This window comes from Pseudomonas sp. NBRC 111138 (assembly GCF_001320835.1).
Taxonomy (GTDB): domain Bacteria; phylum Pseudomonadota; class Gammaproteobacteria; order Pseudomonadales; family Pseudomonadaceae; genus Aquipseudomonas; species Aquipseudomonas paracarnis.
In genome coordinates this window covers 1-15399 of record NZ_BCBO01000098.1, presented here as the reverse complement: position 1 = coordinate 15399, position 15399 = coordinate 1, and the positions used below count along the sequence as shown (strand labels likewise).

The window sequence follows — 15399 nt, the reverse complement described above, 5'->3', positions numbered from 1 at the left end:
CCAGGCGCCAGTTCAGGCAGTGCCGGGCAGCAAGACGAACGGGCGAGGCCGGTTCACAGGGATAACAAAAAGGAGTGCCGCATGAATAATAAGAAACAACACGTGCAGGTTTTGCTGGGGCTGGCGTTGATGGGAGGGGTAACCGCCTTCATCGCGCCTGCACAGGCTGGCGGTTTTTCAACCCCGACCTACGGCGCACCTGGTTGGGGCAGGGCATTTGCCGGCGGCTCGTTGTTCAAGAACGACCCTAGCTCGGCCTACAACAACCCGGCCGCCATGGCGTTTGTCGAACACAATGTTGCGCAATTCACGGTCGACTATGCGCGCATCAAGATCAAGTATAAGGGCAGTGCCTCGGATTACGCCGGCAACCCGATTTCCAGTACGCCGTTGGACGAGAACGGTTTTCCCGATGGCGCCGCAACCGCTGTCAATAACAACGACGGTGGCCAGGGCGGCTTCACGGCCTGGCTGCCCACCGGCTTCATGGTAATGCCCTTGGGCGACCGGTTTGCCTTCGGTTTGAGCCAAGTGGTACCTCAGGGCATGCGCTCTACCTGGAATGAAGACTCCAAACTGCGCGACTTTGCCGTGGATACCAAAATCGAAACCGTCGGGTTGACGGGCTCGCTGTCGTTTAAAGTCAACGACCAGTTCTCCGTGGGCGGCGGCATGATCGTGCAGCACAGCAAGGGCTTCGTCAGCCAGAACGTCGACCTGTTGTCCGCTGCGGCAGTGTCGGACTCCGAGCTGGGCGGGATCAACTTCCCCTCAGACGTGGGCCATGCGCTGATGCGGGTCAAGGTCGACAATATTTCTACTGGCTGGTTTGCCGGCGTGGTGTGGAAGCCCACCGAGCGCGACACCCTGGGCCTGAATTACCACGCCAAGATCAAAAACAAGATGACGGGTAAGTACAACCTGTACGCCGATCAGTTTTCCTACAACCTTATGACTCAGCCCAGCCCATTCGGGGGCACCGGTACGCTGGTCAACACCGCCTACCCCGGGCTGGAATTGGCCCCCAACGGTGCGCATGCCAAGGTTCAACTGGATATTCCTGCCACCGCGGGCCTGGATTGGGTGCATCAGTTCAACGATCGCCTGACCTTGGGTGCCAGCGTCACGTGGACCGAATGGTCGTCGTTCAAGGACCTGACCCTCGACTCCGGCGATATGCGCATTGTCTCCATTCCCTACAACTACAAAAACACCTGGATGTACTCCCTCGGCGGTGACTACCGTGCGACCGATGAACTGACCTTGCGTGCCGGCGTGGCTATCGACCAGACGCCTACACGTAACTCCACCCGCGATCCACGTATCCCCGATGGCGACCGTACGTTCCTTTCGCTGGGGGCTGGCTACGATGTGAAGGCGGTCAAGGGCTTGAGTCTGGATGTGGCCTATTCCCATCAGTTCGTGCAGAAGGTCAATCTCAAGACCAAAAACATCGACCGACTGGGCGGTGCAAGTCTGGATGGCAAGGCCGAGTCTTCCGGTGATGTGGTCAGTTTGTCAGCGACCTATGCGTTCTGACGGGGCCTGAGGACGATGGCGGAGGGCGGCAAGCGCATCTTGCAGCCTTCCTCCGAGCTGCGTCTTTCTACAGGGCGGTGATCTATGTCGGTGAGGACCGGTTGAGGCATTCAGCCGTGTTTTTTTTGGCTTAATGATTAAATAAAAATTTCAAAACAAAATTTGAATTTGCTCTTTAAAGTTTGTAGTGTGGTTTTCAGCCGCAGTTCATATCGAGTTGCCCACGCGTTTGCCACACCCTGAATCAAGTAGAGGTATCCCCATGCTTATCTGGTTATTGGTGGGTCTCGCCGCCGCGATTACCCTGGCGTATCGACAAGCCGCCGCTACCTTGTGGCTGGGCGCTGGCCTGGTCTGGTTGGTGGTGGGTTACCTGTTCAACGCAGTGGCCGTGCCGGGCATTGCCTTGGCGGCAGTGCTGGTGGTGCTGCCCGCCTTGGTGCTGGCGATCAAACCCCTGCGCCGCAAACTGTTGTCCACCAAGGCTCTGGGCCTGTTTCGCACGATCATGCCGGCGATGTCCGATACCGAGCGTGCGGCTATCGAGTCCGGCACCGTGTGGTGGGATGCCGAGCTGTTCAGCGGCAAGCCCGACTGGCAGCGTCTGCTGCAAGCCGCGCCGGCCAGCCTGAGCGCGGAGGAGCAAGCCTTCCTCGACAACGAAGTCGAAACCCTGTGCGACATCGCCAACGACTGGGAAACCACGCAGGTCTGGCAGGACATGTCCCCCGAAGGCTGGCAGTACACCAAGGATGCCGGGTTCCTCGGCATGATCATTCCCAAGCAGTACGGCGGCAAAGGCTTCTCCCACTACGCCCATTCCCAGGTGGTGATGAAGCTGTCGACACGCTGCTCGGCGGCAGCGATTTCGGTGATGGTCCCCAATTCCCTGGGCCCGGCCGAGCTGCTGCTGCATTACGGCACCGACGCCCAGCGCAACTACTACCTGCCGCGCCTGGCACGCGGTGACGACATTCCGTGTTTCGCCCTGACCAGCCCTTATGCCGGCTCGGATGCAGGCGCGATCCCCGACCTGGGCATTGTCTGCAAAGGCATGCATGAGGGCGAGGAAGTACTGGGTTTCAAAGTGACCTGGGACAAGCGCTACATCACCCTCGGCCCGATTGCCACGGTGCTGGGCCTGGCGTTCCGCGCCGAAGACCCGCAGGGCTTGCTTGGCGCGCCAGGTTCCCTGGGCATTACCTGTGCGTTGATCCCCACCTCCCATCCAGGGGTAAACAGCGGCCGGCGTCACTGGCCGTTGAATGCGGTTTTCCAGAATGGCCCAACCACCGGCAAGGATGTGTTCATTCCCTTGGAATGGGTGATCGGCGGCCGCGAACAAATCGGCAACGGTTGGCGCATGTTGATGGAATGCCTGGCGGCAGGTCGGGCGATTTCCCTACCTTCGGCCAACGTCGGCCTGGGTAAAGTGGCGGTGCGCGGTACCACAGCCTATGCGGCGATGCGCAAGCAATTCGGCCTGCCCATCGGCAAGTTCGAAGGTGTACAGGCGCCGCTGGCGCGCATGGCCGGGCATCTGTATGCCTGTGATGCGGTGCGCAAGGTGTCGGTGGCATCCCTGGACGCCGGCGAGAAACCGTCGGTGATCTCGGCCATTGCCAAGTACCACGTCACAGAGCGGGCGCGCATCATCGTCAACGACGGCATGGACATCGTCGCCGGCAAAGGCATTTGCATGGGCCCCAATAACTTCCTCGCCCGTGCCTACCAGCAAAGTCCCATCGCCATTACGGTGGAGGGCGCGAACATCATGACCCGATGCCTGATCATCTTTGGCCAGGGCTTGATTCGTTGCCATCCCTACGTGTTCCGCGAGATGGAGGCGGCGCACAACCCCGACCGGCGCAAGGCCTTGGAAGACTTCGACAGCGCAATGTTTGGCCATGTGAGTTTTGTCGTGGCCAACACCGTACGCGCAGCGGTGCATGCCCTGACCGGCGGGCGCCTGATCGCGGCGCCGGCCAAGACCGACCCGGCGCTGGCTGCCTACTACCGCCAGGCCAATCGGCTGTCGGTGGTGCTGGCGCTGATCTCGGATATTTCCATGGGCGTGCTGGGCGGTGCCCTCAAGCGCAAGGAAAGTATTACCGGGCGCCTGGGGGATATTTTGTCGCAGCTGTACATCCTGTCTTGCGTGCTCAAGCGCTTCGAGGATGACGGTAGGCCCCAGGCGGACTTGCCGCTGGTGCACTGGGCGGCCCAGGACGCCTTGTTGCGCGCCCACGAAGCCTTGGCCGAAGTGCTCGACAACTACCCTTCAAAACCCGCAGCAGCAGTAGTGCGCACCTTGAGCTTTCCGTTTGGCATCCCGCTGCGCAAACCGTCGGACCGCCTGTTGGCGCAGGTGGCGGAGGTGGTGCAGACCCCTGGCGAGACCCGCGACCGTTTGCTGGCCAACTCCTACATCCCACGTGCGGAAGTCGACAAGCTGGCCTACGGCGAATTGGGTTTCCGTTTGCTGCCCCAAGTGGAGCTGATCGAGGCGCGGCTCAAGCCCGCCATCAAGCAAGGTCTGCTCGGCCCGCTGCCGATTTCTGCCACGGCCTTCACCGATTGGCGCGTGAAGGCGCGGGCGCTGGATTTGATCAGCGACGACGAAGACGCCTTGCTGGCGCGCTATGTGGAATACGCCGACCACGGTATCCAGGTGGACGACTTTCCCCAGGACTTTGGTTTGCTGGAGGCTCTGCAGCAGCGTAAGCAGGCGCTCGAGCCGGTGGCCAAACGGCGCAGCGTCCCGGTCAATTAAGAGAAAACCCGGTCCACAGGTGGGAACTGCTTGCCTTGAATACCAGGCAGAAGGCTTTTTGTAGGAGCGAGCTTGCTCGCGAAGAACTCACAGGCGCCGCGTTGATTCAGGAAGCCAGCGTTATCGTTGACGTTTTTCGCGAGCAAGCTCGCTCCTACAGAGGGCGATCCAGTTCCCCACATTTGACCGGTTTATCAGGCAAGAACTGTGTTGTGAGTGGACTCCTTATGAGTGACAGCTACCTTTCGTTCGTCAATTCTCCCTGGGGCCGGCGTCTGGCCCAGGCGGTCGGCTTGCCGCAACCCTTGCCCCTGCAACGGCATCGCAGCGGCCAGGCCGGCCTGGCTAATCCTGTGATCATCGCCGGGGCAGGGCGCCTGGTGGCCTCGGTGCAGCGCGTGTTCAGCGCCACCGACACCGTCGCCGCGAGCCCGGCGACGCTCAAGGCACCGTCCACGGTCAAGGTGCAAGGCGCGGTGTTCGACGCCAGCGGCGTGACCGACCTGCAACAGTTGGATGAGCTTTACCTGTTCTTTCACAGCAATGCCAAGCGCCTCAGCCAGCATGGCCGAGTAGTGGTGCTCGGCACGGCACCCGAGCATTGCGACGACTTGCCCCAGGCCATCGCCCAACGCGCCCTTGAAGGCTTGGTGCGGTCGCTGGCCAAGGAGCTGCGCCGCGCGATCACCGTGCAACTGCTGTACGTGGCGCCGGGCGCGGAAGACGCGCTGGACAGCAGCCTGGGGTTTTTCCTGTCGCGCCGTTCCGCCTATGTCTCGGGGCAGGTGGTGCGCCTGGAAAAACCGGTCGATGGCCATGCCGCCATCAACTGGGACAAACCCTTTGCCGGCAAACGCGCCCTGGTCACCGGCGCCTCCCGTGGCATCGGCCTGGCGATTGCCCAGGTGCTGGCGCGGGACGGTGCCCATGTGGTGTGTGTGGACGTGCCCCAGGCCCAGGAAGCCTTGCAGCAGGCGGCGACCAGCGTGGGCGGTTCGGCGTTGCCTCTGGATATTACCGCCGCCGACACCGCCTCACTGTTGCAAACCCACGTCAGCCAATACGGCGCCTTTGATGTGGTGGTGCACAACGCCGGGATCACCCGCGACAAGACCATCGCCAAAATGACCGAGGGCGCCTGGCGCAGTGTGCTGGCGGTCAATCTCGAAGCACCGTGGCAGCTCAGTGAGGCCTTGCTCGACAGTCAGGGCTTGAACCCTGGTGGGCGCATTGTGTGCGTGTCGTCGATTTCCGGTATCGCCGGCAACCTGGGGCAGAGCAACTACGCCACGTCCAAGGCCGGTGTGATAGGCCTGGTACAGGGCCTGGCACCGCGTGCGGCAGTCCGGCAGGTCACGGTGAACGCGGTGGCACCCGGCTTTATCGAGACCCAGATGACCGCGAAGATCCCGCTGATGATCCGCGAAGCGGGGCGGCGCATGAATTCGTTGTCCCAGGGCGGGCAACCCATCGACGTGGCCGAGACCATTGCCTGGCTGGCGCATCCGGCGTCGGGCGGCGTCAATGGCCAGGTGGTGCGGGTGTGCGGCCAAAGCCTGTTGGGAGCCTGACCGATGGACTACGTGACGCAGATTATCGACCCACCGCCGTCGCGCACGCAGTTGTTGCTCGACGGCCTGCGCGCCTTGCGCAAACCCAAACTCGACGGTGCGCCGCCATTGCCTGCAGCACGCCTGGTGCGCAGCGCGGTGGAGCTTTCGTCGGCCGGTATCGCCGCTTACGCACGGGCGTGTGGCTTTCGTCGCGAACAGGGCGTGCCATTGTCCTATCCCCATGTGCTGGCGTTCCCTCTGCACCTCATGCTGCTGACCCGGCCGAGCTTCCCGTACCCGGCCAGTGGCATGGTGCACCTGGCCAATCGCATTCATCAGCACCAGCGCCTGCACGAGGGCCAGGCGCTGCGCCTGGAGGTGTATTGCGAGCGCTGGGTGGCCCATCCAAAAGGGCAGGCCTTGAGTATCGCCACCCGTGCCTACAGCCAGGAAACCCTGGTGTGGGAAAGCGACAGTCTGTATTTGCGCCGTGACGTCAGCAATCCGGTGGGTGAACCCTGGAATGACCCTCTGCCGCTACAGGAAGACGGTCTGTTACGCACCCAGCGCTGGGTACTGCCCGCCGACCTGGGGCGACGCTTTGCCAAGGTCTCGGGGGATTTCAATCCCATTCACACGTCGGTCATCGGTGCCAGGCTCTTCGGCTTTCGTCGCGCCATCGCCCATGGCATGTGGACCCTGGGCCGCGCATTGGCAGCGCAACAGCCGCCCGGTGGCCTGGACCAGGCCGAGGCCCATTGCGACTTCAAATTGCCGATCTTCCTGCCCGGCCAGGTAGCCCTGTGGGGCCACCCCGTGAGCGGGCCACGACGCGAGTTCGAAGTGCGCAATTTCGCCGGGGACAAGCCCCATATGCGCGGGCTATTCATTTGGAAAGAGAGCCAGCAATGAGTGACCACAGTTTTACCCCAGCCCCGACCCGCCGCGTGGCGATTATCGGCGGCAACCGTATTCCATTTGCGCGCTCCAACACGGTGTATGCCCACGACAGTAACCAGGACCTGCTGGTCGCCGCCCTGCAAGGATTGGTGGAGCGCTACAACCTGCACGGCCAACGCCTGGGTGAGTTTGCCGCCGGAGCGGTGATCAAGCACTCACGGGATTTCAACCTGGCCCGCGAGGCGCTGTTGTCCACCACGTTGTCTGCGCAAACCCCTGCCTATGATGTGCAACAAGCCTGTGGCACAGGGCTTGAAGCTGCGCTGCTGGTGGCTAATAAAATCGCCCTCGGCCAGATCGAAGTGGGCGTTGCCGGTGGTGCCGACACCACCTCCGACGCGCCCATTGGCATCAACGAATCCTTGCGCCATACCTTGCTTGCGGCCAATCGCGCCAAAAGCCTGGGCGACAAGCTCAAGGCCTTGATGAACGTACGCCCATCGATGCTGTTCAAACCGTTGCTGCCGCGCAATGGCGAGCCGCGCACCGGCCTGTCCATGGGCGAGCACTGCGAAGAAATGGCCAAGCGCTGGCAGATCAAGCGCCTGGCCCAGGACGAGCTGACCCTCACCAGCCACCAGCGCCTGGATGCGGCTTATAAACGCGGCTTCTTCGACGACCTGATCAGCCCCCATCGCGGCTTGGCCCGTGACAACAACCTGCGTGCCGATATCAGCCTGGAAAAGCTCGCCGGCTTGTCGCCGGCCTTCGACCGCCAGAACGGCACGCTCACCGCCGGCAACTCCACGCCCCTGACCGATGGCGCCTCGGTGGTGCTGCTGGCCAGTGAAGAATGGGCCGCCGCCAATGGCTGGCCGGTGTTGGCCTACTTGCGCACCGGCGAAACGGCTGCGGTGAATTTTGTCGACGGCACCGAGGGCCTACTGATGGCGCCGGCTTACGCCGTGCCACGCATGCTTGCGCGGGAAGGCTTGAGGTTTGCCGACTTCGACTTCTTCGAGATCCACGAAGCGTTCGCCGCCCAGGTGTTGTGCACGCTCAAGGCGTGGGAAGACCCGCAGTATTGCCGCGAGCGACTCGGCCTTGACGCCCCCCTGGGCGCCATCGACCGGGCCAAGATGAACGTCAACGGCGGCTCATTGGGCTGCGGCCATCCGTTTGCGGCCACCGGTGGCCGGCAACTGGCGGCGCTGGCCAAGGCCATCCATGAACGCGGTGGCGGTCGCGGCCTGATTTCGATCTGCGCGGCGGGTGGGTTGGGCATCACCGCCATCGTCGAAAAGTAGCGCTATCAAAAACAACAATAAGGACACTGCGATGAACGCTATCAGCCTGGAACACACCGAACGTATTTGGTTGAACACTTACCTGCCCGGCGTGCCAGCGGACATTGACGCCGGGATCGAGGATTACCCGTCGCTGCGCGAAGTGTTCCTGGAGCATCTGGAGAAGTTCCGTGAACGGGTGGCCTACGTCAGCATCGGCACGCAAATGACCTATGCCGATTGGCGCACCCAGGGCATTGCCTTTGCCGCCTGGCTGCAGGACCAGGGCGTGAAGAAGGGCGACCGCGTGGCCCTGATGATGCCCAACTGCTTGCAGTACCCGATCTGCCTGCTGGGCACGATCCTGGCCGGGGCGGTGGTGGTCAACGTCAACCCGTTGTACACCGCCCACGAACTCAAGCACCTGCTCAAGGACAGTGGCGCCGAAACCGTGGTGATCTTCGAAAATTTCGCGCATACCCTGGAAAAAGCCATGGTGGGCAGCAGCGTCAAGCGAGTGGTGGTCGCGGCCATTGGCGACTTGCTGGGCACCTTCAAGGGCGCGGCAATGAACTTCATCCTGCGCAGCGTGCAGAAGCAGGTACCGGCCTTCAGGCTGCCCGGTTCGCTGCGTTTCAACCAGGTGCTCAAACAGGGCAGGGCCATGCACCATTTGCCGGTCAGCCTGCACCGCGATGAACTGGCCTTCCTGCAATACACCGGCGGCACCACCGGCGATGCCAAGGGCGTGATGCTCAGCCATCGCAATATCATTGCCAACCTGCTGCAAGCCAAGGCCTGGGTCGGTGACCAGTTAAACCTGCACAAGCAGGAAACCAACGTGACCTTGCTGCCGCTGTACCACATCTTCTCACTGACGGTGAACTGCCTGATGTTCATGTGCCTGGGCGGGCGCAATATCCTCATCGCCAACCCTCGGGACGTGAAGCGCGTGCAAATGATCCTGCGCAAGGAACGCTTCAATGGCATTGCCGGGGTGAACACGCTGTTCAACGGGTTGCTGGAGAACAAGGAATTTTGTGCACGGGACTTTTCCGACCTGCGCCTGGTGATTGCTGGCGGCATGGCCACCCACACCGCCGTGGCCAAGCGCTGGAAAGAGGTGACCGGGCTGCCGATCATCGAAGGCTACGGGCTGACCGAATGCTCGCCCGTGGTGAGCATCAGCCCTATTGATATTTCCCGCATGCGCGAGATGGAATTCACCGGCAGCATTGGCGTTCCATTGCCCTCTACCTGGGTGCGCTTCGTACGCGAAGACGGCGAACTGGCGGATATCGGCGAGCAGGGCGAGTTGCAAGTACGTGGCCCGCAAGTGATGCAGGGCTACTGGCAACGGCCGAAGGAAACCGCTGAGGTGCTGGATGCCGAGGGCTGGTTGTCCACCGGGGACATCGGCGTGATGGACGCACGCGGGTATATCCGCCTGGTGGACCGCAAGAAGGACATGATCCTGGTCTCGGGCTTCAACGTGTACCCCAATGAAATCGAGGACGTGGTGGCCATGCACCCTGGGGTTGCTGAAGTGGCGGCCATTGGGGTCGAAGACCCAGTGACCGGGGAGAAGGTCAAGATCATCGTCGTGCGCAAGGACCCGACCCTGACCCAGGAGCAGATTCTTGCGCACTGCCGGGAGTACCTGACGGGGTACAAGCTGCCAAAGTATGTGGAGTTTCGCACCACGGAACTGCCCAAGACCACGGTGGGCAAAGTGCTGCGTCGGGCCTTGCGCTGATTGAATGGTTCAGATGACCAAATGTGTGAGCGGGCTTGCTCGCGAATGCGGCGGTTCAGGCACTGAAGGTGCCGACTGACACAGCGTATTCGCGAGCAAGCCCGCTCCCACTTTTTAAACCGTGCCCACTTTTACCCAGCGTTCCTCAAGGGCGGCCACTCGAATCGCCGTCGCCAACCGCTCCACCTCCCACGCCGCTTCAAAGTCCGTCCCCTGATCCCCTTGGCCGGCCAGCGCCATGATCAACTCGTGCACTTCCAACGTCTTCAATTCGTTGTAACCCAACTGATGCCCCGCCGCCGGGCTGAACGCCGCATAGCCGGGCAGGGCGGGGCCAGCCAGCAGGCGCTGGAAGCCGTCCTGGCCGATGCGGTGCAGGCGCAGTTCATTCAAGCGCTCCTGGTCAAACGCCAGCGTGCCTTGGGTGCCGCTGATCTCGAAACTCAGATGGTTCTTGTAACCGTGCTTGAGCCAACTGCTGCTCACCGTGCCGCGTGCACCGTTGGCGAAGCGCAGCAGGGCGTGCACCTGGTCATCCACGGCAATGGCTTTTGAGGTTGGGCTGCCGGCAGTGGCGGGGCGTTGGTTATGCACGGTCTGGGTATCGGCACAGACATGGGTCACGTCGCCCACCAGGTAGCGGGCCATTGACAGCAAATGGCTGCCCAGGTCAGCCAGGGCGCCGCCAGCATGCTCCACTTCGCAGCGCCACGACCAAGGGGAGGCCGGGTCCGCCATGAAGTCTTCGCTGAACTCACCTTGGAAACTGATGATCTGGCCCAGTTCGCCCAGGGCAATCATCTGCCGGGCCAGCACGATCATGGGGTTGTGCTGGTAGTTATAGCCGACACGCGTCACCACCCCGGCGGTATGGGCTGCGCGGCGCATGGCGTCGGCTTGTTCGAGGCTGACGGCCAGGGGTTTCTCGCAATACACGGCTTTGCCGGCCGCAATCGCGGCCATGGCCATGGGGTAATGCAAATGGTTGGGGGTGGTGATGGCCACGACGTCGACCTTTGGGTCGTTGATCAGCGCTTGCCAGTCACCATGGGCCTGGGCAAACCCCCAGGCGCTGGCGCAACGCTGGGCGCGTTCGGTGTCGGCATCGGCCAGGGCGGCCAGCTTGAGCTGCACCGGCAGTTCAAATACCGCCCGGGCGTTGTTGAACGCCAGCGCGTGGGCGCGGCCCATGAAGCCTGTGCCGATCAAGCCGATTCCGAGTTCACGCATCGTCGTGGTCCTTTGGATTATTGTTTTCAGGAAGGCTATTAATGGAATAAAAATTCACTAAATTCAATAGATAGAATAAAAATTCATTTCTTCTGATCGTTCCCACGCTCCGCATGGGAATGCCGGCCGGGGCGCTCTGCGCCCCGCTGTTTGCGCGGTGAGGACGCAGAGCGTCAGAGGATGCATTCCCACGCGGAGCGTGGGAACGATCACGTCGATCACGTGGGGCCATCATTTCAGCTGATATAGCTATATTCAGCACATGGCCAAACGCCGCCAGTTAACAAAAGATAACGTAGCGCCGATTGTCAGACGATTCCAAAGCCCGATAGGATGGCTCCTGCTTCCTCCAGGCGCTCTAGATTGCAGGTTTCAAGGTCCTGGCAGAGAAGACGACCTAACAATAATAAATGGGAGAAAGGTCTATGAGTGAGCCTGTCATGGGTTGGGTTGTTTGCCGCCCACGCGCCGCACGCAGGGTTGCGTTGCTGGCCACAGCGCTCTCGCTGCTTGCTGGCAGCGCATTGTCGCTGCCGGTTCTGGCCGCCAGCGATACCTCCGCCGCCGCAGTCTTTGCAATTGAATCCCCCAAGGCCGCCAAAGGCTTGATGATCGACGTGGTTCACGCGGGCAAGCGCCTGGTGGCGGTCGGTGATCGGGGGCATATCCTTTATTCCGATGACCAGGGCAACACCTGGGCCCAAGCCAAAGTACCCACCCGGCAACTGCTCACGGCGGTGTTTTTCGTTGATGATCAGCACGGTTGGGCCGTCGGCCACGATGCGCAGATTCTTGCCAGTACCGATGGCGGCGCCACGTGGACCCAGCAATATCAAGACCTCAAACGCGAAGCGCCGTTGCTCGATGTGTGGTTCAACGACGCCAACCACGGCCTGGCCGTGGGTGCCTACGGTGCGTTGATCGAAACCACCGACGCCGGCAAAACCTGGAACGATGTGAGCGAGCGTCTCGACAACGAAGACCAGTACCACCTCAACGCCATCGCCCAGGTCAAGGGCGCCGGCCTGTTTATCGTCGGTGAGCAAGGCAGCATGTTTCGCTCCAGCGACGACGGCCAGACCTGGGAAAAACTCGAAGGCCCCTACGAGGGTTCGCTGTTTGGCGTGATCAGCACCGCACAGCCGCAAACCCTGCTGGCGTATGGGTTGCGCGGCAACCTCTACCGCTCCACTGATTTCGGCAGCACTTGGGAACAGGTCCAATTGAACGCAGCGCGTGGCGCGTTGGAGTTTGGCCTGTCGGGGGCGACCTTGCTGGAGGACGGTTCCCTTGTTGTGGTCGGCAACGGCGGCAGCGTGGTGGTCAGCCACGACGACGGCCAGACCTTCAGTGTGTTCAATCGCCCGGACCGTATTTCACTCTCGGCGGTCACGGCGGCCGGCAATGGCAATTTGATCCTCGCGGGGCAGGGTGGCGTGCGGGTTGCCACATCGGCCGGCGCAGAGCTCTCACAATAATAAGAAGGCGGGGATTCAATGAGCAGTCATCACAACGATAAAGCGACCTTTCTTGAACGTCTGATCTTCAACAATCGCCCGGTGGTGATCGTCATCTGCCTGCTGGTGAGCCTCTTCCTGTTCTGGCAGGCGACCTTGATTCGCCCGTCCACCAGTTTTGAAAAGATGATCCCGCTCAAGCACCCCTTCATCGAAAAAATGATGGAGCACCGTAACGATTTGGCCAACCTGGGCAATACCGTGCGTATTTCGGTGGAAGCCAAGGACGGGGACATTTTCACCAAGGAGTACATGGAGACCCTGCGCCAGATCCACGACGAGGTGTTCTACATCTCCGGTGTGGACCGCTCGGGCCTCAAGTCGCTGTGGAGCCCCAGCGTGCGCTGGACCGAGGTGACCGAAGAAGGTTTTGCCGGCGGGGAGGTGATCCCGCAGAGCTACAACGGTTCGCCGCAGAGCCTCGACCAGTTGCGCAATAACGTGCTCAAGTCCGGCCAGGTCGGGCGGCTGGTCGCCAATGACTTCAAGTCGAGCATCGTTGATATCCCGCTGTTGGAGTCCTACCCGGACCCGCAAGACCAGGGCAAGTTGCTGGCCCTGGACTACCGCAAGTTCTCCCATGAACTCGAAGACAAGATCCGCGACAAGTTCGAAACCCAGAACCCCAACGTCAAGATTCATATTGTCGGCTTTGCCAAAAAGGTCGGCGACCTGATCGATGGCCTGGTGATGGTGGTGCTGTTCTTCGGCGTTGCGTTCGTCATCACCCTGATTCTGCTGCTGTGGTTCACCAACTGCCTGCGCAGCACCATTGCGGTGTTGAGCACGACATTGGTGGCGGTGGTCTGGCAACTGGGGTTGATGCACTTCTTCGGTTTCGGACTGGACCCGTATTCGATGCTGGTGCCGTTCCTGATCTTCGCCATCGGCATTTCCCATGGTGTGCAGAAGATCAACGGCATTGCCCTGCAATCCAGCGAGGCAGACAACGCCCTCACCGCCGCGCGGCGCACCTTCCGGCAACTGTTCCTGCCGGGGATGATCGCCATTCTGGCGGATGCGGTGGGCTTCATCACGCTGCTGATCATCGACATCGGCGTGATCCGCGAACTGGCTATCGGCGCGTCCATCGGCGTGGCGGTGATCGTGTTCACTAACCTGATCCTGCTGCCGGTCGCGATTTCCTACGTGGGCATCAGCAAGCGCGCCATCGCCAAGAGCAAGAAAGACGCGAACCGCGAACATAGCTTCTGGCGCCTGCTGTCCAAATTTGCCAGCCCGAAAGTCGCGCCGGTTTCGGTGTTCCTGGCGTTGATCGCCTTTGGTGGCGGCCTCTGGTACAGCCAGAACCTGAAGATTGGCGACCTGGACCAAGGCGCACCGGAACTGCGCCCGGATTCGCGCTACAACAAGGACAACAACTTCATCATCAGCAATTACTCCACCAGCTCCGACGTGCTGGTGGTGATGGTCAAGACCAAGGCCGAAGGCTGCTCGCGCTATGAAGCCATGGCGCCCATCGACCAGTTGATGTGGAAGATGCAGAACACCGAGGGCGTGCAGTCGGCGATCTCGTTGGTGACCGTGTCCAAGCAAATGATCAAGGGCATGAACGAGGGCAACCTGAAATGGGAAACCCTGTCGCGCAACCCGGATGTGCTGAACAACTCCATCGCCCGTGCCGATGGCTTGTACAACAACAATTGCTCCCTGGCGCCGGTGCTGGTGTTCCTCAACGACCACAAGGCCGAAACCCTCGACCGCGCGGTGCATGCGGTGCAGGACTTCGCCAAGGAAAACAACAAGGACGGCCTGGAGTTCATTCTCGCAGCGGGTAATGCCGGGATCGAAGCGGCCACCAACGAGGTGATCAAGGAGTCGGAACTGATCATCCTGATCCTGGTGTACCTGTGCGTGGCGACCATGTGCATGATCACCTTCCGCTCCTGGGCGGCGACCCTGTGCATCGTGTTGCCGCTGGTGCTGACCTCGGTACTGGGTAACGCACTGATGGCGTTCATGGGCATTGGCGTCAAGGTCGCAACCTTGCCGGTGGTAGCCCTGGGTGTGGGGATTGGCGTGGACTACGGCATCTACATCTACAGCCGTCTGGAAAGCTTCCTGCGCGCTGGCTTGCCGTTGCAAGAGGCGTATTACCAGACGTTGAAGTCCACCGGTAAGGCCGTGCTGTTCACCGGCTTGTGCCTGGCCATCGGCGTGTGCACCTGGATCTTCTCGGCCATCAAGTTCCAGGCCGACATGGGTTTGATGTTGACCTTCATGCTGCTGTGGAACATGTTCGGCGCGCTGTGGCTGTTGCCGGCGCTGGCACGATTCCTGATCAAGCCTGAAAAGCTGGCAGGGCAGAAGGGCAACTCGTTGTTCGCGCATTGATCCTGCTCCCAAAAGGCGGGAGCGGGCTTGCCTGCGATAGGCATAGGTATCTACACAACGTTGGCGCAAAGCTGGACCTGTGGCGAGGGAGCTTGCTCCCGTGACGGCCTGACAGCCGAAGCTGATCCAACTGACGCACCGTGCCAAGTGTGGGAGCTGGCTTGCCTGCGAAGACGGCCTGGCAGCCAACTGGGATGTTGGATCAGAGCGCCTACATGTCTGATACCGCAGGAATGGATATTTACCCGGTATAACTGCCTCGGCCGTCAGGCCGCCATCGCAGGCAAGCCAGCTCCCACAGTTTGATCGTGGGGGTGTCAGGTAGGCGGGCGTTGGCTGTCAGGCCGTCACGGGAGCAAGCTCCCTCGCCACAGGTTTAGCGTCGTACCGAAGTTGTAGATACCTATGCTGCGATAGCATCACCGCAGTGTTCAACCTCTAGGTTACAGCCTGGGCTATCATTGCGGCTTTCCCCAAAATGATTACTGCC

The 15399-nt window shown here is 61.2% G+C and carries 9 protein-coding genes; 8 read left to right on the top strand and 1 reads right to left on the bottom strand.

Annotated elements, in window-relative coordinates:
* The first annotated feature begins 81 nt into the window (after nucleotides 1-81).
* The 6 genes from APH41_RS19260 to APH41_RS19235 all read left to right on the top strand — a co-directional run bounded on the left by APH41_RS19260 (nucleotide 82) and on the right by APH41_RS19235 (nucleotide 9807).
* Nucleotides 82-1539: an outer membrane protein transport protein gene (locus APH41_RS19260; RefSeq protein ID WP_003190765.1), complete on the top strand. Its 1458-nt coding sequence runs from the start codon at nucleotides 82-84 to the stop codon at nucleotides 1537-1539.
* Nucleotides 1540-1801: 262 nt separating this feature from the next.
* On the top strand, nucleotides 1802-4312 hold the full coding sequence (locus tag APH41_RS19255) for an acyl-CoA dehydrogenase (RefSeq protein ID WP_054920797.1): 2511 nt from the start codon (nucleotides 1802-1804) through the stop codon (nucleotides 4310-4312).
* 227 nt (nucleotides 4313-4539) lie between these two features.
* Entirely contained in the window at nucleotides 4540-5883 is a 1344-nt protein-coding gene (locus APH41_RS19250; protein ID WP_054920795.1) for a 3-oxoacyl-ACP reductase, read from the top strand.
* Nucleotides 5884-5886: 3 nt separating this feature from the next.
* On the top strand, nucleotides 5887-6777 hold the full coding sequence (locus APH41_RS19245; protein WP_054920793.1) for a MaoC/PaaZ C-terminal domain-containing protein: 891 nt from the start codon (nucleotides 5887-5889) through the stop codon (nucleotides 6775-6777).
* The gene (locus APH41_RS19240; protein WP_054920792.1) at nucleotides 6774-8072 is read left to right on the top strand and encodes an acetyl-CoA C-acetyltransferase; all 1299 of its coding nucleotides are present in this window, start codon (nucleotides 6774-6776) and stop codon (nucleotides 8070-8072) included. The genes APH41_RS19245 and APH41_RS19240 overlap by 4 nt, the downstream gene beginning before the upstream one ends.
* A 31-nt stretch (nucleotides 8073-8103) precedes the next feature.
* Nucleotides 8104-9807: an AMP-binding protein gene (locus APH41_RS19235; RefSeq protein ID WP_054920791.1), complete on the top strand. Its 1704-nt coding sequence runs from the start codon at nucleotides 8104-8106 to the stop codon at nucleotides 9805-9807.
* A 114-nt stretch (nucleotides 9808-9921) separates the two neighbouring features.
* Here the strand turns inward: APH41_RS19235 and APH41_RS19230 are convergent, their stop codons facing one another.
* Entirely contained in the window at nucleotides 9922-11037 is a 1116-nt protein-coding gene (locus tag APH41_RS19230; protein WP_054920790.1) for a Gfo/Idh/MocA family protein, read from the bottom strand.
* 440 nt (nucleotides 11038-11477) lie between these two features.
* Between APH41_RS19230 and APH41_RS19225 the strand changes: the two genes are divergently transcribed.
* Together APH41_RS19225 and APH41_RS19220 are read left to right on the top strand one after the other, a co-directional pair.
* Nucleotides 11478-12515, top strand: a complete 1038-nt coding sequence (locus APH41_RS19225; RefSeq protein ID WP_082430472.1) for a YCF48-related protein — start codon at nucleotides 11478-11480, stop codon at nucleotides 12513-12515.
* Between the two features lie 18 nt (nucleotides 12516-12533).
* Nucleotides 12534-14909 (top strand): RND family transporter, encoded by a 2376-nt coding sequence (locus APH41_RS19220; protein ID WP_054920786.1) that lies wholly within the window; start codon nucleotides 12534-12536, stop codon nucleotides 14907-14909.
* Nucleotides 14910-15399: the final 490 nt, after the last annotated feature.